General features: G+C 74.1%; 18 protein-coding genes and 1 pseudogene. 12 read left to right on the top strand and 7 right to left on the bottom strand.

Going from position 1 to position 18,358, the window contains the following annotated elements; translation table 11 throughout:
• Window positions 1-84 precede the first annotated feature (84 nt).
• Both D0D15_RS03940 and D0D15_RS03935 read right to left on the bottom strand, forming a co-directional pair.
• Window positions 85-948 carry an NAD(P)-dependent oxidoreductase gene (locus D0D15_RS03940; RefSeq protein WP_094005074.1) on the bottom strand — a complete coding sequence of 288 codons (864 nt, stop codon included), beginning with the start codon at window positions 946-948 and terminating at the stop codon, window positions 85-87.
• On the bottom strand, window positions 945-1,823 hold the full coding sequence (locus D0D15_RS03935; protein ID WP_094005075.1) for an NAD(P)-dependent oxidoreductase: 879 nt from the start codon (window positions 1,821-1,823) through the stop codon (window positions 945-947). The genes D0D15_RS03940 and D0D15_RS03935 overlap by 4 nt, the downstream gene beginning before the upstream one ends.
• 74 nt (window positions 1,824-1,897) lie before the next feature.
• Here D0D15_RS03935 and D0D15_RS03930 point away from each other — a divergent pair, with 74 nt between their 5' ends.
• Window positions 1,898-5,080: an AfsR/SARP family transcriptional regulator gene (locus D0D15_RS03930; protein ID WP_115944243.1), complete on the top strand. Its 3,183-nt coding sequence runs from the start codon at window positions 1,898-1,900 to the stop codon at window positions 5,078-5,080.
• 356 nt (window positions 5,081-5,436) lie between these two features.
• Here the strand turns inward: D0D15_RS03930 and D0D15_RS03925 are convergent, their stop codons facing one another.
• On the bottom strand, window positions 5,437-5,826 hold the full coding sequence (locus D0D15_RS03925; RefSeq protein WP_369806794.1) for a PPOX class F420-dependent oxidoreductase: 390 nt from the start codon (window positions 5,824-5,826) through the stop codon (window positions 5,437-5,439).
• Window positions 5,827-5,846: 20 nt separating this feature from the next.
• Window positions 5,847-6,428, bottom strand: coding sequence for a TetR/AcrR family transcriptional regulator (locus D0D15_RS03920; RefSeq protein ID WP_233157214.1), 582 nt, complete (start codon window positions 6,426-6,428; stop codon window positions 5,847-5,849).
• 88 nt (window positions 6,429-6,516) lie between these two features.
• Between D0D15_RS03920 and D0D15_RS03915 the strand changes: the two genes are divergently transcribed.
• The 3 genes from D0D15_RS03915 (at window position 6,517) to D0D15_RS03905 (ending at window position 9,500) form a co-directional block, all read left to right on the top strand.
• A complete protein-coding gene (locus tag D0D15_RS03915; RefSeq protein ID WP_244214932.1) occupies window positions 6,517-7,899 on the top strand; it encodes an MFS transporter in 1,383 nt (460 codons plus the stop codon).
• Between the two features lie 147 nt (window positions 7,900-8,046).
• Complete coding sequence (locus D0D15_RS03910) at window positions 8,047-9,030, top strand: zinc-binding dehydrogenase (protein WP_094005078.1); 984 nt, start codon at window positions 8,047-8,049, stop codon at window positions 9,028-9,030.
• 44 nt (window positions 9,031-9,074) lie between these two features.
• Window positions 9,075-9,500 (top strand): helix-turn-helix domain-containing protein, encoded by a 426-nt coding sequence (locus tag D0D15_RS03905; protein ID WP_094005079.1) that lies wholly within the window; start codon window positions 9,075-9,077, stop codon window positions 9,498-9,500.
• Here the strand turns inward: D0D15_RS03905 and D0D15_RS03900 are convergent, their stop codons facing one another.
• Complete coding sequence (locus D0D15_RS03900; RefSeq protein ID WP_094005080.1) at window positions 9,501-9,881, bottom strand: DoxX family protein; 381 nt, start codon at window positions 9,879-9,881, stop codon at window positions 9,501-9,503.
• 81 nt (window positions 9,882-9,962) lie between these two features.
• Between D0D15_RS03900 and D0D15_RS03895 the strand changes: the two genes are divergently transcribed.
• The 3 genes from D0D15_RS03895 to D0D15_RS03885 all read left to right on the top strand — a co-directional run bounded on the left by D0D15_RS03895 (window position 9,963) and on the right by D0D15_RS03885 (window position 11,594).
• Complete coding sequence (locus D0D15_RS03895; RefSeq protein WP_198958197.1) at window positions 9,963-10,451, top strand: flavin reductase family protein; 489 nt, start codon at window positions 9,963-9,965, stop codon at window positions 10,449-10,451.
• Between the two features lie 67 nt (window positions 10,452-10,518).
• Window positions 10,519-11,085, top strand: coding sequence for a dihydrofolate reductase family protein (locus D0D15_RS03890; protein ID WP_094005081.1), 567 nt, complete (start codon window positions 10,519-10,521; stop codon window positions 11,083-11,085).
• Between the two features lie 230 nt (window positions 11,086-11,315).
• Window positions 11,316-11,594, top strand: a complete 279-nt coding sequence (locus tag D0D15_RS03885) for a hypothetical protein (RefSeq protein ID WP_094005082.1) — start codon at window positions 11,316-11,318, stop codon at window positions 11,592-11,594.
• Between the two features lie 91 nt (window positions 11,595-11,685).
• Here the strand turns inward: D0D15_RS03885 and D0D15_RS03880 are convergent, their stop codons facing one another.
• Window positions 11,686-12,285, bottom strand: coding sequence for a maleylpyruvate isomerase family mycothiol-dependent enzyme (locus D0D15_RS03880; RefSeq protein ID WP_094005083.1), 600 nt, complete (start codon window positions 12,283-12,285; stop codon window positions 11,686-11,688).
• A 221-nt stretch (window positions 12,286-12,506) separates the two neighbouring features.
• Here D0D15_RS03880 and D0D15_RS03875 point away from each other — a divergent pair, with 221 nt between their 5' ends.
• The 4 genes and pseudogenes from D0D15_RS03875 (at window position 12,507) to D0D15_RS03860 (ending at window position 16,756) form a co-directional block, all read left to right on the top strand.
• Complete coding sequence (locus tag D0D15_RS03875; RefSeq protein ID WP_094005084.1) at window positions 12,507-14,114, top strand: ABC-F family ATP-binding cassette domain-containing protein; 1,608 nt, start codon at window positions 12,507-12,509, stop codon at window positions 14,112-14,114.
• Between the two features lie 112 nt (window positions 14,115-14,226).
• Window positions 14,227-15,438, top strand: a complete 1,212-nt coding sequence (locus D0D15_RS03870) for a sensor histidine kinase (RefSeq protein ID WP_233157216.1) — start codon at window positions 14,227-14,229, stop codon at window positions 15,436-15,438.
• Window positions 15,423-15,815 (top strand): annotated as a pseudogene (locus D0D15_RS03865) (response regulator); the annotation flags it as partial. The gene D0D15_RS03870 and the pseudogene D0D15_RS03865, both read left to right, overlap by 16 nt.
• Window positions 15,816-15,895: 80 nt before the next feature.
• Window positions 15,896-16,756, top strand: coding sequence for an RNA polymerase sigma-70 factor (locus D0D15_RS03860; RefSeq protein WP_094005086.1), 861 nt, complete (start codon window positions 15,896-15,898; stop codon window positions 16,754-16,756).
• A gap of 76 nt (window positions 16,757-16,832) precedes the next feature.
• Here D0D15_RS03860 and D0D15_RS03855 read toward each other — a convergent pair whose 3' ends face one another.
• Complete coding sequence (locus tag D0D15_RS03855; protein WP_167481447.1) at window positions 16,833-17,744, bottom strand: NADP-dependent oxidoreductase; 912 nt, start codon at window positions 17,742-17,744, stop codon at window positions 16,833-16,835.
• An 83-nt stretch (window positions 17,745-17,827) separates the two neighbouring features.
• On the opposite strand from D0D15_RS03855, the gene D0D15_RS03850 reads away from it, so the two are divergent.
• Window positions 17,828-18,322 carry a MarR family winged helix-turn-helix transcriptional regulator gene (locus D0D15_RS03850; RefSeq protein ID WP_425266772.1) on the top strand — a complete coding sequence of 165 codons (495 nt, stop codon included), beginning with the start codon at window positions 17,828-17,830 and terminating at the stop codon, window positions 18,320-18,322.
• The last annotated feature ends 36 nt before the right edge of the window (window positions 18,323-18,358 follow it).

Genomic DNA, 18,358 nt, shown 5'->3' with positions numbered 1-18,358 from the left:
GCGGTGGATCCGGCGGTGCTGTCACCACTGCATCGATCGAGCACCACCGGATTCGACAGCCCGCCGGAAAAAATCCGTCACCGATCACCGGCGCTTGGCGACGACTTCCCACAGGCTGGTCCAGTTGTCCCGGCCGTGGCCCGCGGCGATCGCGCGGTCGTAGTGGGACTTGACGGCCTCGGGCAGGGCGAGGTCCACGCCCGCGTCCCGGCTGGCCTGCACGATGTGGTCCGCGGTCGCGCCCATCATGGTGGCCGTGCTCAGGTCGCCGGGGTAGGTACGCGCGCGGAGGTGCGCCACGGTCTCGTCCAGGTACGTCGCCCCCAGCCCCGCGGCCTCCTTCGCGAACGGCACCAGCCGCTCCGGCTCGGCGCCCTCGGCCTCCAGCAGCGCGAACGCCTGCAGGTAGGACGACAGCGAGGTGAGGAAGATCGTGAGCGCGGCCTGGTAGAACAGCTGCGCCAGGCCGTGGTCCTCCCCCAGGTACTCCGGCCGGCCGATGTGCCGCAGCACCGGCTCGTGCGCCTCGAAGACGTCGCGGGGCCCGCTGTAGAAGACGTAGGAGGCCTCCGCTCCGACGAGCGGCGCCGGGACCATGATCCCGCCGGCCACCAGGGTCGCACCGCGTTCGGCGAGCCACGCCGCCGCTTCCCGGGTGCGCTGCGGGGTGTCCGAGCTGAGGTTCACCACGACGCGTCCGGCCAGTGCCTCGCCGGCGTCGGCGAGCACGTCGTACATCGCCTGGTAGTCGGTGAGGCTGAGGATCACCAGCTCGGCCGCCTTCACCGCCTCGGCGGGGGTGGCGGCGAGGACGGCGCCGCGGGCGACGACGTCGTCGGCGCGGCTCTTCGTGCGGTTCCACACGGTGACTTCGGTGCCGTGGTCGAGCAGCACCCGCACCATGGCCTGTCCCATCGGGCCCAGGCCGATCAGGGTCGTGCTGGTCATGCGTTGTCGTCCTTCCTGAGGAGTTCGATGATTCCGGTGAGGTCCTCGTGGCCGTGGCCGTCGGCGGCCCGCTGCTGCATGAGCCGGCCGAGCGGCGCGAACAGTCCGGAGTGGACGCCCTGCTCGTCGGCGGTGCGGTGGAGGTTGTCGAAGCTGGCCGCCTGCATGCCGAGGTTGGAGACGACGCCGGTGGCGTAGTCGCCGCTGTCGAGCTGCTTCGCGGCGCCGTCGGCCCAGCCGCTCATGGCCTGCAGCCAGCGGGTCAGCAGTGGCGCGAAGTCGGTGGCGGGCACGCCGTCGGCGGTGACGAGCGCGAAGGCCTGCAGGGAGCCGGCGATCATCCCGTACATGCCGGTGAGCAGCGCGATGTCGGTCAGCGCGGCGCGGCCGACGGCCTCGCCGAGGAAGATGCTTTCGCCGAAGGTGTCCAGCGCGGGGCGGGCGCGGTCGAACGCGCCGGCCGATCCGCTGTAGAGCACGAACGCGGCCGGGGTGCCGATCATCGGCGGCACGGCCATGATGCCGCCGTCGAGGTAGTCGGCGCCCTGGCAGGCGGCCCACTCGGCGAACCGGCGCGCCTGGCCGGGCGTGCCGTTGGTGAGGTTGACGAGGGTGCGGCCGCGCAGGGACTCGGTGCCGAGCACCTCGCGGACGGAGTCGTAGTCGAGCAGGCACGCGACGACGATCTGGCTCGCGGCGACGGCCTCCGCGGGGCTGGCGGCCCGCGCGGCGCCCCGTTCGACGAGGGCGTCGGCCTTGGCCGCGGTCCGGTTCCACACGGTCACCGGGTGGCCCGCGGACAGCAGCGCTCCGGCGAGTGCGGTGCCCATGGCGCCGAGGCCGAGCACCGTGACGGATGGCTTGTCTGTGGTCATGTGATCACCGTGCCGGTGGCCTCGCACGGTTCACGCACGGTTTTCTGTCGGTGGTGCCCGCTACTGTCGCTTCCGTGAGGTTTTCAGTGCTGGGTCCGCTCGCCGTGCAGGCGGCCTCCGGCGCCGCGGTGGCGGTGCCGGAGGCCAAGGTGCGCGCGCTGCTGGCCGACCTGCTCGTGCACGAGGGCAGGCCGGTCTCGGTGGCGCGCCTGGCCGACGACCTGTGGGGCGAGCGGCTGCCGGGCAACCCGGCCAACACGTTGCAGACGAAGATCTCGCAGCTGCGCCGCACGCTGGAGCGGGCCGAGCCGGGCGCCCGCGAGCTGGTGGTGCGGCAGCCGCCGGGCTACGCGTTGCGGGTGCCGGAGGACGCCGTGGACGCCCGCCGGTTCCGGGCGCTGGTGGGGCGGGCCAAGGCGAGCCGGGATCCGGCGAGCACGGCCGCGTTGCTGCGGGAGGCGCTGGCGCTGTGGCGGGGGCCGGCGCTGGCGGATTTCGCGGAGGAACCGTTCGCGGCCGGGTACGCGCAGCGGCTGGAGGAGGAGCGGCTGGCGGCGGTCGAGGAGCTGGCCGAAGCGCGGCTGGCGCTCGGCGAGCACGCGGAGCTGGCGGGCGAGCTGGGTGATCTCGTGGCGGAGCACCCGCTGCGCGAGCGGTTGCGGGCGCTGCAGATGCGGGCGTTGTACCGGTCGGGGCGGCAGAGTGAGGCGCTCGCGTCCTACACGGATCTGCGCGAGCGGCTGGCCGACGAGCTGGGCCTGGAGCCGGGGCCGGAGCTGGGCGAGCTGCAGCAGGCGATCCTGCGGCAGGACCCGGCCCTGGACCCGCCGCCCGCGGCCGCGCGGTCGAACCTGCCGGTGCCGCTGACGGATCTGATCGGCCGGGAGACGGCGGTGCGGGAGGTCCGGCAGGTTCTGGAGCGGTCGCGGCTGGTGACGCTGACCGGTCCGGGCGGGGTCGGGAAGACCCGGCTGGCGCTGGAGATCGCGGCGGGGCTGACCGCGCCCGACGGGGTGTGGCTGGTGGAGCTCGCGGGGCTCGACGAGCACGGTCCGGCGCGGCCCGCCGAAGCCGTCGCCGCGGTGCTCGGGGTGCGGGACGACGCCGGTGATCTGACGGCGCGGCTGGCGGACGCGGTGCGGGGCCGGCGGCTGCTGCTGGTGCTGGACAACTGTGAGCACCTCGTCGAGCCCGTCGCCGCGCTGGCGGCCCGGCTGCTCGCCGCGGCGCCGGACCTGCGGATCCTCGCCACCAGCCGGGAACCGCTCGGCCTCACCGGCGAGACACTGTGGACGGTGCCGCCGCTGGGCATTCCCGCCGCGGGCCACGCCGATCCGGAGCGGCCGGCCGCGGAGGTGCTGCCGTCGGTGCGCGAGTTCAGCGCGGTGCGGCTGTTCGTCGCGCGGGCGGCGGCCACGGCGCCCGGGTTCGCGCTCACCGAAGGCAATGTGCACGCGGTCGCCGCGATCTGCCGCACCCTGGACGGGCTGCCACTGGCACTGGAGCTCGCGGCCACGCGCGTGCGGGCGCTGGGGGTGCACGAGCTGCTCGCGCGCCTGGGTGATCGGTTCCGGTTGCTCGCCACCGGGGCGCGGGGCGCGCCGGCCCGGCAGCGCACGCTGCGCGCGATGATCGACTGGAGCTGGGAGCTGCTGTCCACTTCGGAGCGCGGGGTGCTGCGGCGGCTCGCGGTGCACGCCGAGGGGTGCGGGCTGGAGGCCGCCGAGGAGGTGTGCGGGGACGAGCCGGGCACGGTGGTCGACGTGCTGGGGCGGCTGGTCGACCGGTCGCTGGTGGTGTCCGAGCACGGGGAGCTGGGCCCGCGGTACCGGCTGCTGGAGTCGGTGCGCGCGTACAGCCTGGAGCGGCTGATCGAGGCGGACGAGGCCGAGCCGGTCCGGTCGCGGCACGCGCGGTACTACGCGGCGCTCGCGGAACGGGCCGATCCGTTGCTGCGCGGCAGCGGTCAGTGCCACTGGCTGGAGAGGCTGGACGCGGAGGCCGCGAACCTGCGCGCGGCGCTCGACACGCTCGTCCGGCAGGGCGCCGCGGACGCGGCGTTGCGGCTGGTGACGAGCCTGGCGTGGTACTGGTTCCTGCGCGGGCGGCTGGGCGAGGCGCTGCGGTCGTTGCGGGCGGCGCTCGCGGTGCCGGGTGAGGTGGCGCCCGGCCGGCGGGCCGGCGCGCGGGCGTGGCTGGCGGGGCTCGAGGTGCTGGCCGGCGGGCGTGTCGACCCGGCGGTGGCCGAGGAGGCCGCGGGGATTCCCGACGTGGCGGTGCGGTCGCGGGCGCTGTGGTTCCTCGGGTACGTGCTGGGCACGGTCGCGGATCTGGCGGGGGCGTCGAAGCTGACCGGAGCGGCTCTCGACGGGTTCGCCGCGCTGGGTGACCGCTGGGGCACGGCGGCCGGGCTCGCCGAGTCGGCCAGCCAGCTGATCGCGCGCGGCGAGCTGGGCCGGGCGTCCGCGGCCGCGGCGGAGAGCGCCGCGATCTTCGCCGAGGTCGGTGACCGGTGGGGGCAGGTGCAGGCGTCGTTCGTGCTGGGCACGCTGGCGTCGTTCGAGGGCCGTTACGCCGACGCGGAGCGGTTGCACACCGAGAGCCTGGAGCGGGCCGAACAGCTGGGGCTGTGGCCGGAGGTGTCCTACCAGTTGTCGTGGCTGGGCCGCACCGCGCTGCTCGCCGGGGATTTCGCGGAGGCGCGGCGCCTGCACGAGCGGGCGCGGCGGGTGGCGGTGGAGAGCGGGTTCACGCCGGGCGAGATGTACGCGCGCACGGGTCTCGCGCTCGGTGCCCGCCGGGAGGGCGCGCTCGACGAGGCGGAGCGGCAGTTGCGGGTGCTGCTGGAGTGGCACGGGCTCGTCGAACACGAGCCGGGCAACACGCTGGTGTGCGACGAGCTCGGTTTCGTGGCCGAGCTGCGCGGCGACGCCGAGGGCGCGTTCACCTGGCACCGGCGGGCGCTGGAGATCGCCCGGCGCGGCACGGACCCGCGGGCGGTCGCGCTGGCGCTGGAGGGCCTGGCCGGCGCGCACGCCCTGGCCGGGGATCACGCACTGGCCGCACGGCTGCTGGGCGCCGCCGACGCCGCCCGCCGCTCCGTCGGAGCCCCCCTGCCCCCCGCCGAACGCGGCGACGTGGACCGCATCGAACACGCGGCCCGCACAGCCCTCGGCGAGAAGACCTACACCGCCGAACACGAGACCGGCGCCCGGCTGGAACTGGAGGAGCTGATCACGGAAACCCAACCCGCGTAAGGAACGCACCGCGACGGCGCGGAAGCCGAACACCGAGGGGCCCGTCAAGGCGCGGGGCCTTGCGGCGCGGCAGGGCCACCAGGCCCCGCCGGATGCGCACGCGCGCGGCAACCCACCGGATGTGCACGCCGCCGCAGCGCCACAAGGTCCCGCGGGCACGCGCACCGTGCCACGCCGCACGGCGCGCATCCGCGCCACGCCACAAAGCCACGCGCGGCGTGCACTCGCCCAGCAGCGCCACAAAGCCCCATGCGGCGCGCACTCGCCCAGCAGCGCCACAAAGCCCCACGCGGCGCGCGCACGCGCCCGTTGCGGCCCTCCATCGGCCTCGGTTCCTCAGCAGGTGCCGCGCCGGGTCACGCTCTGCGGCTCACCCTGGGGCCGTCCAGTCCCCAGGCGATGATCCGCTCCGGGGTGATCCGGATGGTCTCCCGCGAGAAGTACGGCACCGGCGGCTCCTGGCCGGTCAGCGCCGCCGCCGTGCCGCGCACCTCGATGCCCCGCGGCACCCACGGGTCCACGCTCGCCAGGTCGTCCACCACGAACGCGACCGTGCTGCCCCGCTGGATGTTGCGGAACTTCTTCGACGCCCCCAGCGCGTGCCCGCCGATGACGATCGTGCCGTCGTCGACGAAGAAGTTCACCGGGTTGTTCTGCACCTGCCCGCCGGGCGACACCGTGGCGAGCCGTCCGATGCGCTGCGTGGCGAGGTAATCCAGTTCTGCTCGTGTGAACACCGGCGCCATTCTGCGGGTTGACGCGCACGTCAAGGCAAGTCCGACAGCAACGACCGGACCGTCGCGGCCACCACGCCCGGCGCGTCGTCGGCGCTCAGCCGCCCGGCGCGGGTCTCCTCCGCCGCTCCGTTGAGGACGTAGTGCACGACGTTGACCAGCCACGTGATCGGCAGGTCGGTCCGGAACACGCCCTGCCGCTGCCCCCTTCGGATCAGGTCCTCGACCCGGTCGGCGGCTTCCCCGTGCAGCTCGCGGATCCGGGCCGCCGGCAGGAGTCCCTCGGCGGCCTGCAGCAGCTTCGTCGACTCGGCCACCAGCGCCCAGCTGGGCGCGATCAGCCGGGCCAGCGCGTCACGCGCGTCGCCGTCGAGGTCGACCGTGGACAGGACCTCCTCCCCGGCCCGCAGCGCGTCGGCGAGGGCGGCTTCGACCAGCGCCGCCCGGTTCGGGAAGTGCCCGTACAGCGTCATCCGGCCGACCCCGGCGGCCTTCACGATGTCGTCGATGCTCGCGTCCGGATCCCGGCCGAGGACCTCCCGGGCGGCGGTGACGATGCGGGCGATGCTGCGTTCGGCGTCGGCGCGCCGCCGCAGTCGTGCGGAAGTGCTCACCACCACAGTCTAGCTCGTACTGGAATGTACGAGTTAGCATTCCGGTTGCAAGTCGTACTGAGTCGTACGAGTTAACTCGGAGTTGATCATGTCGGATTCCTTCGCGGCACCTGGCGGGCACCCGTTGCGGTGGCGCATCCTCGGCTTCCTCGGCGTCGCCCAGCTGATGCTGATCCTCGACGTCACCGTGGTGGCGATCGCGCTGCCGCACATCGAGACCGACCTGGGCATGAGCCGCGCGGCGATGACCTGGGTGGTCAGCGCGTACACGCTGACCTTCGGCGGCCTGATGCTGCTCGGCGGCCGCCTCGCCGACCTCGCCGGCGCCAAGCGGATCGCGCTCGCCGGCCTGCTGATCTTCACCCTGGCCTCGCTCACGACCGGGCTCGCCGAAAGCTCCGGCGTGCTGCTGGGCGGGCGGGTCCCGCAGGGTGTCGGCGCCGCGTTGTTGTCGCCGTCGGCGTTGTCGCTGGTCGTGACGTTGTTCGACGGTGACGAGCGGAACAAGGCGCTCGGTGTGTGGTCGGCGCTGGGCGGCGGGGGCGCGGCCCTCGGCGTGCTGCTGGGCGGGCTGCTCACCGCCGGGCCGGGCTGGCCGTGGGTGTTCTGGATCAACGTGCCGATCGGGCTCGTCATCGTCGCCGCCCTGGCGCGGATGCTGCCGCGTGGCGCGGCCGCGGCCCCGGGCGGGCGGCTGGACGTGCTGGGCGCGCTGCTCGTCACCGCCTCGTCCGGGGCGCTGGTGTACGCCTTGATCAACGCCGGTGACCAGGGCTGGCTGACGGCGACGACGGGCTGGCTGGTGCCGGCGGCCGCCGTCGGCTACGTGGTGTTCGCGGCGTGGCAGCGGCGGACGCGGGCGCCGCTGATGGACGTGCGGCTGCTGGCCCGTCGTCCGGTGGCGACCGGCACGTTCCTCATCCTCATGGCGACGGCGCTGACGGTCGCGGTGTTCTTCCTCGGCACCTTCTACTTCCAGCAGGAGCGCGGGTTCGGCGCGCTGGTGACCGGGTTGCTGTTCCTGCCGGTCGCGCTGCTGACGATGGCCGCGGCCAACCTCACCGGGCGGGTCATCGGCCGCTTCGGCGCGCGCCCGCTGGCCGTGGCCGGGTTGCTGGTCGCCGCGATCGGCCTGGCGATCCCGGCGCTGGTGATGAACGCCGCGGTCGTGGCGATCGGCATCGCGGTCGCGGGCGCCGGCACCGGGGTGCTGTTCGTGGTGGCGTCGGCGACGGCGCTGGGACAGGTCGCGCCGCACGAGGCCGGGATCGCGTCGGGCATCGTGAGCACGTTCCACGAGTTCGGCGCGTCACTGGGGGCGGCGGTGGTGTCGAGCGTCGCGGCGGCGAGCCTGGTCGGGGAAACGTTGACCGGGTTCCGCGGCGGGTTCGTCGTGTTCGCCGTGACCGCCGCGGTGGCCGCGATCGCGGCCGGGGTGCTGTCCCCGGGCCGGGCGGCCGTGCCGGTCTGACGGCGCCACCGTCCGCATGCGACTGTCCGAACCGCCGTGCGGGCATCGCGCGCACGCTTCACCATCTGGAAATTCCCTGCTGTGACCCACTTCGCGATGCGTCGAGGCGGGCGCCGGGCCGCTGCTAGTTTCGCCGGCGTGACAACGATGACGGCGGTGGTGCACGGGAACGCGGCGGGACTGGAAGGTGTGCGGGTGGCGGAGGTGCCCGCGCCGCGGCCGGGGCCGGGTGAGGTCGTGGTCGCTCTCCGCGCGGCTGGTCTCAACCACCGCGACCTGTTCCTCGTCGACGCCCGTGGTCCGGGTGACGCGCCGGTCGTGCTGGGTTCCGACGGCGCGGGCGTGGTCGTCGCGGCGGGGCCCGGGGCCGCGGTGGCTCCCGGCACCGAGGTCGTCGTCAACCCGTCGCTGGGCTGGGACGAGCCCGGTGACGTGCCGGAGGTCCCCGCCATCCTCGGGGTCCCCACCGACGGCACGTTCGCCGAGCAGGTCGTGGTGCCGGCGAAGAACGTGGCGCCCAAGCCGGCGCACCTCGGCTGGGCCGAGGCGGCCGCCCTGCCGCTGGCGGCGCTGACGGCCTACCGCGCGCTCTTCACCCGCGGCGGTCTCCGCGCGGGCGAGCACGTGCTGCTGCCCGGCATCGGCAGCGGGGTGGCCACCTTCGCGCTGGCGATGGCCAAGGCCGCCGGCGCGACGGTCAGCGTGACCTCGCGCAGTCCGGGGAAGTGCCGCCGGGCACGGGAACTGGGGGCCGATCACGCGATCGGCAGCGCCGAGGACTGGCGTGCCGCGCTGGGGCCGGTGGATCTCGTCGTGGACAGCGTCGGCTCGGCCACGTTCGGCAAGTGCCTGTCGGTGCTGCGCCCGGGCGGGCGGCTGGTGTCGCTCGGGGCGACGACGGGCGCGGAGGTCGGTCTGTCGCTGCGCGAGATGTTCTTCCGCCAGATCAGCGTGCTGGGCACGTCGATGGGCAGCGCGCGGGAGTTCGAGCGGATGCTCGCCCTGGTGGCCGAACACCGGATCCGGCCGGTGGTCCACGGCACCTTCCCCCTGGACGACGGCCCACGCGCGCTGGCCGGACTGGCGGCGGGTGACCAGTTCGGCAAGCTCGTGCTGACCGTGGACCCGTGAGGACGCTCCCTAACATTCCCCATCCTCCTGTGTAGGGTCCGGTTGTGGAAGAAAAGCTGTACTCGGTGGACCAGGTCGCCTCGATGCTCGGCCTGCACGTCCGGACCGTGCGCGGGTACGTCCGCGACGGGCGCCTGCACGCGGTCCGGATCGGCAAGCAGTACCGCATCGCGCAGAAGGACCTGGATGCCTTCACCGGCCGCACCGCGACCGCCGCGCCGCGCGAACCGGGCGCGCGGCACGTGGACGTGTCGAGCATCGTGGAGATCGACGCGATCAGCCCCGAGACGGCGAGCCGCCTGGCGACGCTGCTGATGGCCGCCACGGCCAACCGCAGCTCGGAGGACCAGCCGCTGCGCCTGGAAACCGCCTACGACGAGGAGCGGGCGCGGATGAAGGTCATCGTGCTGGGCGGGCTGGGCGACACGGCCGGGATCATGGAGAACATCGAGATGATCCTGGGACGCTGATCAGAACGGCTCGAACCCGAAGCGGCCGAGCGCGAGGAACGCCGCGATCGCCAGGTAGGTCAGGTTCAGCAGGGCGAACCTGGCGCCGCCCGCGTAGCGGAGGTGCGTGACCATCGCGCCGATCATCAGCGCGATCCAGCACACCGCGGTCACCGGCACCAGCACCGGCGCGATCCCGGTCAGCGCGGGCAGGATCAGCCCGATCGCGGCGAGGATCTCCAGCACGCCGAGCGTCCGCACCAGCCCGCCGGGGGCGTCACCGGCCCACTCCCCGCCGTGCGCCGCGGCCAGTTTCCGCACCGGCAGGACCGACTTGGTGAAGCCCCCGGCGAGGGCGACGGCGGCGAGCACCCCGGCGGCGATCCACAGGGCGACGTTCATGGAGTTCTCCTTCGTTGTCCGAGTTCGCTCACCAGACACCGCGACCGCTCCCCGTGTGACACGACGGGGTAGAACTGAGCGGTGGCAGGTGACGGATTCGAGACGGTGGTCGGCGCGCTGGACTACCCGATGTTCGTCGTGACGACGACCGACGGGCGGCGGCACGCCGGGTGCCTCGTCGGGTTCGCCGCGCAGTGCAGCATCGACCCGCCGCGGTTCATGGTGTGGCTGTCGAAGAACAACCACACCTTCGAAGTCGCCGCCCGCGCCGCCACGCTCGTCGTGCACCGGCTCGACGCTTCGGCCCACGAACTGGCCGAGCTGTTCGGCAGCCACACCGGGTTCGACACCGACAAGTTCGCGCGCTGCGCCTGGCATCCCGGCCCGGGCGGCGCCCCGGTGCTCGACGACTGCGCCGGCTGGTTCGCGGGCGACATCCTGTCCCGGCACGACACCGGCGACCACGTCGGCCTGCTGCTGCGCCCGGTCGCCGCCACCACCGCCACCGGTCTCGGCCCGCAGCTCGGGTTCCAGGCGGTGCGCGGCCTCTCCCCCGGAAACGAGGCCTAGGAACCTGTCGAACCGCGGCGCCGCCGTCCGACGTGGTGGTGAGACACCCGAACGGAAGGACGGTCCCATGGCGACCACCCGGCTCTACATGTCCATGTCGCTCGACGGCTACATCGCCGGCCCCGACGACCGGCCCGGCCAGGAGCTGGGGCGCGGCGGCGGGCGGTTGTTCGACTGGCTGGACCACCGCGACTCCCCCGGGCCCGACGGCCAGGTGTTCGGCGAGGCCCTGGCCACCGGGGCCGTGATCGCCGGGCGGCGCACGTTCGAGCTCGCCGGGCGGTGGCAGGGCGACCACCACGACGGCGTGCCGATCCACGTCCTCACCCACCACGTCGACCCCGGCGACGAGCCGCCCGGCAGCGCCCGGTTCTACACCGACGTGGCCGCGTGCGCCGCCGACGCCCGGGCCGCGGCGGGCGACGGCGCGATCCTGGTGCACGGCGCGGGCGCGGCGCAGGCGCTGCTCGCCGCCGGGGAGCTGGACGAGATGGAGATCCACCTCGTCCCGGTCCTGCTCGGCGCGGGCCGTCGCCTGTTCGGCACGCGCGAGGACGCCCCGGTCGAGCTCGAACCGATCCGGCGGCTGGACGGCCACGGCGTGACACACCTGCGGTACCGGGTGGCCGGATAGCGCACGGCCAGCGGGAACCGGCCGGTCTCGGGCCCGTCCCGATCACGGGTCTCGGCGATCGGTGCGGGGTCGTGTTAATCTTGCGCCGTGCAGCGCCTGACGTCCCAGCGACTCGTAACCCGGCGCGCCGGCTGAACCCAGGTCGCCGGCGCGCAGTTCGGCGATCGCTCTTCTTCTTCGGGACCTGGCCCGGATCCATCCGGTCTTTTCGATCTTCCTGGAGATCCGCCATGTCCGTCAGCACGTTCGACACCCCGGCCCCGCGTTCGGCTCTGCTCGTCCGGCGCCGGATCGCCACGTACTTCACCGGCGGGGCCCCGCAGGTCCCCGCCCTGATCGGCGCGCTGTCGCAGCAGGGCCGCCCGGTGCACGAACTGTCGGTCGACATCCGCGAGGGCGTCCGGGAGAGCAGCATGGTCTGCGCGGTCCTGCTGCCGGGCGAGGAGATCGACCACCTGCTGGCCCGCCTGCGGGAGCTGCCCGCGGTGGTTTCGGCCGAACTCGCCTGAGCCGGCCCCGGGTCCGGCTCCCCGCCAGGGCAACGCTTCTCGCCGAGCTACGAACGTCCCCTCGAACTCGCGCCGCGCTCGACGTCGCCGCCTAACGCAAGCCGGTGAGGTGTGCCCGCGCGGCGGGGCGGCCCGCGAACAGCAGCATGATCGCCCACGCCGGGCCGCTCACCTCGGGGCCCTCGCCCACCGCCCAGCCGCTGTCGGTCGCGCGGTAGCGGTGCCCGCCGAAACGGCGGCGGGCGTGGAACATCCGCGGCTTGTCCCACAGCCGCTGCGCGGCGTGCGCGGCGGCTTCCGGCGGCACGGTGAGGTGCTTGCCCAACGGCAGCGCGATGTCCAGGCCGTGCACGAGGATGTCGAGCAGCACCTCGTGCACGCCGATGCTCGGCGGGGTCCGCCGGTACCCGGCGAGGGCGCGGATCTCCGTGGCGAGCCCGTCCGTGCCGGGGTAGGTGCACGCGGAGTCGCGGATCGCCCGGTTCATGTCGCCGCGCGCCCGGACCGCGGCGGCCAGCGCGTCCCGGAGGCTGGTCCGGTACTGGGTGGCCAGGTGGGCCGCGACGTCGCGCACCGTCCACCCCTCGCACAGCGACGGGCGGGCCCATTCGTCGCCGGTCAGCCCGTCCAGCAGGTCCGCGATCGCCACGCGCTGGGTGTCGACGGCCCGCCACAGGTCGGCGTCGTCCATGTCACTGAGTCGCGCGGTCCGGGCCGCGCGTTAACGCCGTGCGGTGATCGCCGGAGCTGCTACGATCAAGGTGGAGTGACTCGTGCGAAGGAGACCCGTCGTGGCAGGTGAAGACGACATCTCCGGGTGAGCCCCGGAGCTAGCTGGCCACCGGCGGATATTGCCGTCGTGGCCGTCTCGTCGTCCACTCGTTCCGCCACGCATTCCGAGGTTTCTCCGTCATGTCCGATGCTCGTATCGTCGTGTCCGGCCTGTCCTTCTCCTGGCCGGACGACACCCCCGTGTTCGACCGGTTGTCCGTCACCTTCCCGGACGGGCGCACCGGTCTGGTCGCGCCCAACGGCGCCGGGAAGTCCACCTTGCTCCGGCTCGTCGCCGGTGAGCTGCGGCCGTCGGCGGGCAGCGTGTCCGTGGACGGGCTGCTCGGCTACCTGCCCCAGGACCTGCCGCTGACCGGTGACCTCACCGTCGCCGAGGTGCTCGGCATCGCGCCGGTGCTGCGGGCGCTCGCCGCGGTCGAGGCCGGGGACGTCGCCGAGGAGCACTTCACCACGATCGGCACCGACTGGGACGTCGAGGAACGCACGCGCGCCCAGCTGGACCGGCTCGGGCTCGGGCACGTCGCGCTCGACCGGCGGCTGGACACCCTGTCCGGCGGCCAGGTCGTGTCGCTCGGGCTCGCCGCCCAGCTGCTCAAGCGGCCCGACCTGCTGCTGCTCGACGAGCCCACCAACAACCTCGACCTGGACGCCCGCCGCCGCCTCCACGCCGTGCTCGACGACTGGCCCGGCTGCCTGCTCGTGGTGAGCCACGACCGGGCGCTGCTCGACCGGATGGACCGCATCGCGGAGCTGGACGCCGGCGGGATCACCTTCCACGGCGGGAACTTCACCGAGTACGAGCAGGCCGTCCAGGCCGCGCGCGAGGTCGCCGAGAAGAACATCCGCAACGCCGAGCAGGAGGTCAAGCGGGAGAAGCGCGAGATGCAGCAGGCCCGGGAGCGGGCCGCGAAGCGGGCGAGCACCGCCCAGCGGAACATCGCCAGCGCCGGGTTGCCGAAGATCGTCGCGGGGACGTTGAAGCGCAACGCGCAGGAGTCGGCGGGCAAGGCCGACGGCACGCACGCCGCGCGGGTCAGCGCGGCGAAGGCGAAGCTGGACCAGGCGGAGCGGTCGCTGCGGGAGGACCAGAAGATCGTCCTGGAACTCCCCCGGACCGCGGTGCCCGCGGGGCGCACGCTGTTCCTCGGTGAGGGCCTGCGCAAGCGGGAGTTGTTCGGCGCGGGCGTGGACCTGGCGGTGCGCGGGCCGGAACGCATCGCGCTGACCGGGCCCAACGGGTCGGGCAAGTCGACGCTGCTGCGGCTGATCAGCGGTGATCTGGAGCCCGACCACGGGTCGATCCGGCGGGCCGGTGGGCGGGTCGCGTACCTGTCGCAGCGGCTGGACCTGCTCGACGACGACCGCACGGTGGCGGAGAACCTGGCCGCGGCCGCGCCCGGCATGCTCCCGGCCGATCGGATGAACCTGCTGGCGCGCTTCCTGTTCCGCGGCGCGCGGGTGCACCTGCCGGCGCGGGCCCTCTCCGGCGGCGAACGCCTGCGCGCGACGCTCGCGTGCGTCCTGTTCGCCGAGCCCGCGCCGCAGCTGCTGCTGCTGGACGAGCCGACGAACAACCTGGACCTGGTGAGCACCGGCCAGCTGGAGGCCGCGCTGAACGCCTACCGGGGCGCGTTCGTGGTCGTCAGCCACGACGAACGCTTCCTGGCCGGCATCGGAATCGAGCGCCGCCTGCACCTGGACGGGGGCCGGCTGCTGGAGGGCGCGTGAGCCGGTGACCGCGCCCCCGGGGGGTGCGGGTGGGCGCCCAGCCGGGTGGGTCCAGCCCCACTTCCGCGCCGATCCGGTACCGGCCCGGCTTTCCGCGGTGCACAGTGGACCCGTGCGAAACGTGGTGGTGGGATTCTGGCGAGCGGTGGTGGTCCTGGTCGTCAGCATGCTGGTCCCGGCCGTGTGGGCGGCCGCCGTGGCGCTGGCCCTGTGGTGGGACGGTCCGTGGACGTGGATACCGCCGGTGCTGTGGGCGGCCGTCGCGACGCTGCTGCTCGCCCGGCCGGTGTGCCGGATCTTCCGGTCGCTCGTGGCGAAGTGGACGGGCACCGTCATCCCCGCCGGCTACCGGGAGATGCCGCCGGTGGTGCGGTTGTCCACCGGCTTCTGGTGGAACGGTCACTCCTACGAGCGCACCGAGCGCGACGCCCGCCTGGACCAGCAGTGGCGGCTCCGGTGGCGGGATCCGGCGCGGTGGCGCGACCTGCGCTTCACCGCGATCGCCCCGGTGACCGCGGGCCTGGCGGCGGCCGTGCCGCCGGCCGGGATCGCCGCCGCGGTCCGGTGGTTCTCGGTGCCCGCGGTGGTTCTCGGGGTGGCGGTCGCCCTCGCCGGCGCACCGTTCGCCTGGCGCGTCGCCGGACCGGTCGCCGTCCGCTTCCTGCGCCCCACCCCGGCGATGGCGCTCGCGGACCGGGTCGGCGAGCTGACCGCCCAGCGCGCGGACACCACGATCGCGCAGGCCGCGGAGATCCGCCGCATCGAACGGGACCTGCACGACGGCGCGCAGGCACGGCTGGTCGCGCTCGGGCTTTCGCTGGCCACCGCGGAGAAACTGATGGAGTCCGATCCGGACAGAGCTCGGGCGCTGCTGCGCGAAGCCCGCGCCGGGGCCGTGTCGTCCCTGGCCGAACTGCGCGACCTGGTCCGCGGCATCAGCCCGCCGGTGCTGACCGAGCGCGGCCTCGCCGACGCGGTGCGCGCGCTCACGCTGGACACGCCGCTCGACGTGACCGTCGAGGCCGACGAGCTGCGTCTGGACCCGCCGGTCGAGTCGGCGGTGTACTTCGGCATCGCCGAGCTGCTGACCAACGCGGTCAAGCACGGCCACGCGACCGGCGCGCACGTCCGCCTCGCCCACGACGGGGCCGGGCTGGTCGCCGAGGTCTCCGACGACGGCCGGGGCGGCGCGCGCGAGCCGGACGGCGGCGGTCTCGCCGGGCTGCGCCGCCGCCTCGCGGTGTTCGACGGGACGCTGGCGATCACCAGCCCCGCGGGCGGTCCGACCACGGTGAGGATGATGGTGCCGTGCGAATCGTGGTAGCCGAGGACCTCTACCTGCTGCGGGACGGGCTGGTCCGCCTGCTCGAGGCCTACGGGCACGAGGTGGTGGCGACGGCGGCCACCGGACCGGAGACGCTCGACGCGCTGCTGAAGTGGCGGCCGGACGCCGCCGTCGTGGACGTCCGCATGCCGCCCACCCAGTCCGACGAGGGGCTCAAAGCCGCGCTCGCCGCGCGCCGGGAGGTGCCCGGGCTGCCGGTTCTGGTGCTCTCCCAGCACGTCGAGCAGCTCTACGCCCGCGAGCTGCTGGCCGGCCCGGACCGGCGGCTGGCGCGGCTCACCGAACGCGAGCACCCGGTGCTCGCCCTGATGGCCGAGGGGCTGTCCGACCAGGCCATCGCGCGGCGGCTGTTCCTTTACCTGAACCGGATCTGAACCGGGGTGTCACATCCGCGCGCCGGGCGGTGTCTGCATGCCGAGCGACCCGAGGAGGAACCGTGACCGACCCGTTCGTCACCCATCGCAGCCTGCTGTTCACCGTGGCCTACGAGATGCTCGGCTCCGCGGCCGACGCCGAGGACGTGGTGCAGGAGACCTGGCTGCGCTGGGCCGAGGTGGACCAGGCGGAGGTGCGGGACCCGCGGGCGTACCTGGTGCGGGTGGTGACGCGGCAGGCGCTGAACCGGCTGCGGTCGGTGTCCCGGCGGCGCGAGGACTACATCGGCGAATGGCTGCCCGAACCGCTGCTGACCACCCCGGACGTGGCCGAGGACGTGGAGCTGGCGGAGAACGTGTCGATCGCGATGCTCACCGTGCTGGAGACGCTCGGCCCGGCCGAGCGGGCGGTGTTCGTGCTGCACGACGTGTTCGACCTGTCCTACGCGGAGGTCGCCGAGGCGGTCGGGAAGAGCACCGCGGCGGTGCGGCAGATCGCGCACCGCGCCCGGGAGCACGTCGCCGCGCGGCGGCCGCGGATGCAGGTGGACCGGGCGCAGCAGCAGGCGGCCGTGGACCGCTTCCTGGCCGCCGTGTCCAACGGTGACGTGCGCGCTCTGGTGGACGTGCTGGCCCCGGACGTGGTGGTGATCTCCGACGGCGGTGGCGTGGTGCCGGCGGCGCGCAAGCCGGTCATCGGCGCCGAGCGGGTCGCGACGCTGCTCGCCCACGCCGCCGAGCGCACCGGGTTCACCGCGAGCGCCACCTGGGTCAACGGGATGCCGGGCGTCCGGCTCGACGTCGAGGGCTCGGCCGCCGCGCTGAGCCTGGTGGTCGAAAACGGCCGGATCACCCGCATCTACGGGATCAACAACCCGCACAAGCTGGGCTGGCTGGACAAGGTGGCCGAACTGCGCCGGTGATCGTCCGATGTGGACTCGTGATTCCTGGTCCGGCGCCGGACCAGGAGTCACGACACGGCCACCCCTCCAGCGCCGGTCAGGGCAGCAGCACCGTCTTGCCGGCGAGTTTCCCGGCGGCGGCCTCCTCGTGGACCGCGGCCAGTTCGTGCAGCGGGCGGCGGTCGGCGACGTGGATGCGCAGCCGTCCGGCGTCGACCTCCCGCACCAGGTGGCGCAGCTGCCCGGCGTCGCTGCGGACGAAGACGCGGGCGGCTCGCACCCCGCGGGACTCGTCCGGCTCCGGCGGCGTCGCGCTGCTCACCACGATGCCGCCCTCGCGCACCAGCGCGGTCAGCTCCGGCGGGGTCGCCGGCGCCAGGTTCACCACCACGTCGACCGGTTCGCGCACCGCGTCCCAGTCGCCGTGGCCGACGACCCGCGCCGCGCCGTAGGACCGCAGCCGCTCGGCATGGGCTTCGCGAGCCGTGGCGACGACCGTCGCCCCGGCCTGGGCGGCCAGCTGCACCGCGTACCCGCCGACGGCGCCGCCCGCGCCGTTGACCAGCACGCGCTGCCCGGCCCGCACCTCGCCCAGCTCGAACAGGGCCTGCCAGGCGGTGAGCCCCACCACCGGGAGGGCCGCGGCGTCGGCCGCGGGGACGGACTCCGGCGCGGCGGTGAGCACCTCGGCCGGGGCGAGGACGTACTCGGCGGCCGCGCCGCCGTCGATGATCGGCAGGAACCCGATCACCGGGTCGCCGGCCCGGAAGCCGGTCACGCCGTCCCCGGTCTCCGCGACGGTGCCGGACACGTCCACGCCGGGGATGTGGGGCAGGCGCACCGGGAAGACCTCCCGCAGCACACCGGCGCGGATCAGGGCGTCGGCGCCGTTGAAGCTGGTGCCCGCGACCCGCACCAGGACCTGGCCCGGCCCGGGCGCCGGGCGCTCGGCCTCCTCGGGACGCAGGACTTCGGCTCCGCCGTACTCGTGGTACCGCACTGCTCGCATGATCTCTCCTCGATTCTTGCTCCGAATTCGAAGCATATGTAGACCGTAGCACGCTTCGAAGTCGAAGCAAGTAGAATCCGGATGTGAGCCACGACGCACTGGACGCCGAGCAGCTGGACGCCTACTTCGCGCTGATGGAGGTCAGCAGCCTCCTGCAGCACGCGGTGGAACAGCAGTTGCGTGCCGCCGGGCCGCTCAGCTGGGTGCAGTTCCAGATCCTCGCCCGGCTCGCGAACTCCCCCGGCGGCGGCCAGCGGATGACGGACCTGGCCGACGGGGTGGTCTACAGCCGCAGCGGCCTGACCTACCAGGCGGGGCTGCTGGACAAGGCCGGGCTGGTCACGCGCCGCCCGTCCGAGGACGACGAGCGCAGCGTGACGGTGACGATCACCGACGCCGGCCGGGACATGGTGGCGCGCGTCCTGCCCGGGCACGTCGAGGTGGTGCGGACGATGCTGTTCGAGGGGCTGTCGCGGCGCGACCTCACCACCCTGAGCGGCATCCTGAGCGGGGTGCGCGAGCGGATGCGCGCGGCACCGCCGCGCTCGGCGACCTCACGCCGCAAGCCGAAGGCCTGACCAGCCCGCGGGAAGGCGCGCCAGCCGCGGGTGGTC

Source organism: Amycolatopsis thermalba (genome assembly GCF_003385215.1).
GTDB classification, from domain to species: domain Bacteria; phylum Actinomycetota; class Actinomycetes; order Mycobacteriales; family Pseudonocardiaceae; genus Amycolatopsis_E; species Amycolatopsis_E thermalba.
The sequence above is the reverse complement of the archived record's forward strand: the minus strand, read 5'-3'. Positions and strand labels throughout refer to the sequence as shown.

Bases quoted from the DNA above. Each gene is read 5' to 3' on its own strand.
- D0D15_RS03940 (WP_094005074.1), bottom strand. From the start codon at position 948: ATGACCAGCACGACCCTGATCGGCCTGGGCCCGATGGGACAGGCCATG.
- D0D15_RS03935 (WP_094005075.1), bottom strand. From the start codon at position 1,823: ATGACCACAGACAAGCCATCCGTCACGGTGCTCGGCCTCGGCGCCATG.
- D0D15_RS03925 (WP_369806794.1), bottom strand. From the start codon at position 5,826: ATGGCGCCGGTGTTCACACGAGCAGAACTGGATTACCTCGCCACGCAG.
- D0D15_RS03915 (WP_244214932.1), top strand. From the start codon at position 6,517: ATGTCGGATTCCTTCGCGGCACCTGGCGGGCACCCGTTGCGGTGGCGC.
- D0D15_RS03910 (WP_094005078.1), top strand. From the start codon at position 8,047: ATGACGGCGGTGGTGCACGGGAACGCGGCGGGACTGGAAGGTGTGCGG.
- D0D15_RS03900 (WP_094005080.1), bottom strand. From the start codon at position 9,881: ATGAACGTCGCCCTGTGGATCGCCGCCGGGGTGCTCGCCGCCGTCGCC.
- D0D15_RS03890 (WP_094005081.1), top strand. From the start codon at position 10,519: ATGGCGACCACCCGGCTCTACATGTCCATGTCGCTCGACGGCTACATC.
- D0D15_RS03885 (WP_094005082.1), top strand. From the start codon at position 11,316: ATGTCCGTCAGCACGTTCGACACCCCGGCCCCGCGTTCGGCTCTGCTC.
- D0D15_RS03880 (WP_094005083.1), bottom strand. From the start codon at position 12,285: ATGGACGACGCCGACCTGTGGCGGGCCGTCGACACCCAGCGCGTGGCG.
- D0D15_RS03875 (WP_094005084.1), top strand. From the start codon at position 12,507: ATGTCCGATGCTCGTATCGTCGTGTCCGGCCTGTCCTTCTCCTGGCCG.
- D0D15_RS03855 (WP_167481447.1), bottom strand. From the start codon at position 17,744: ATGCGAGCAGTGCGGTACCACGAGTACGGCGGAGCCGAAGTCCTGCGT.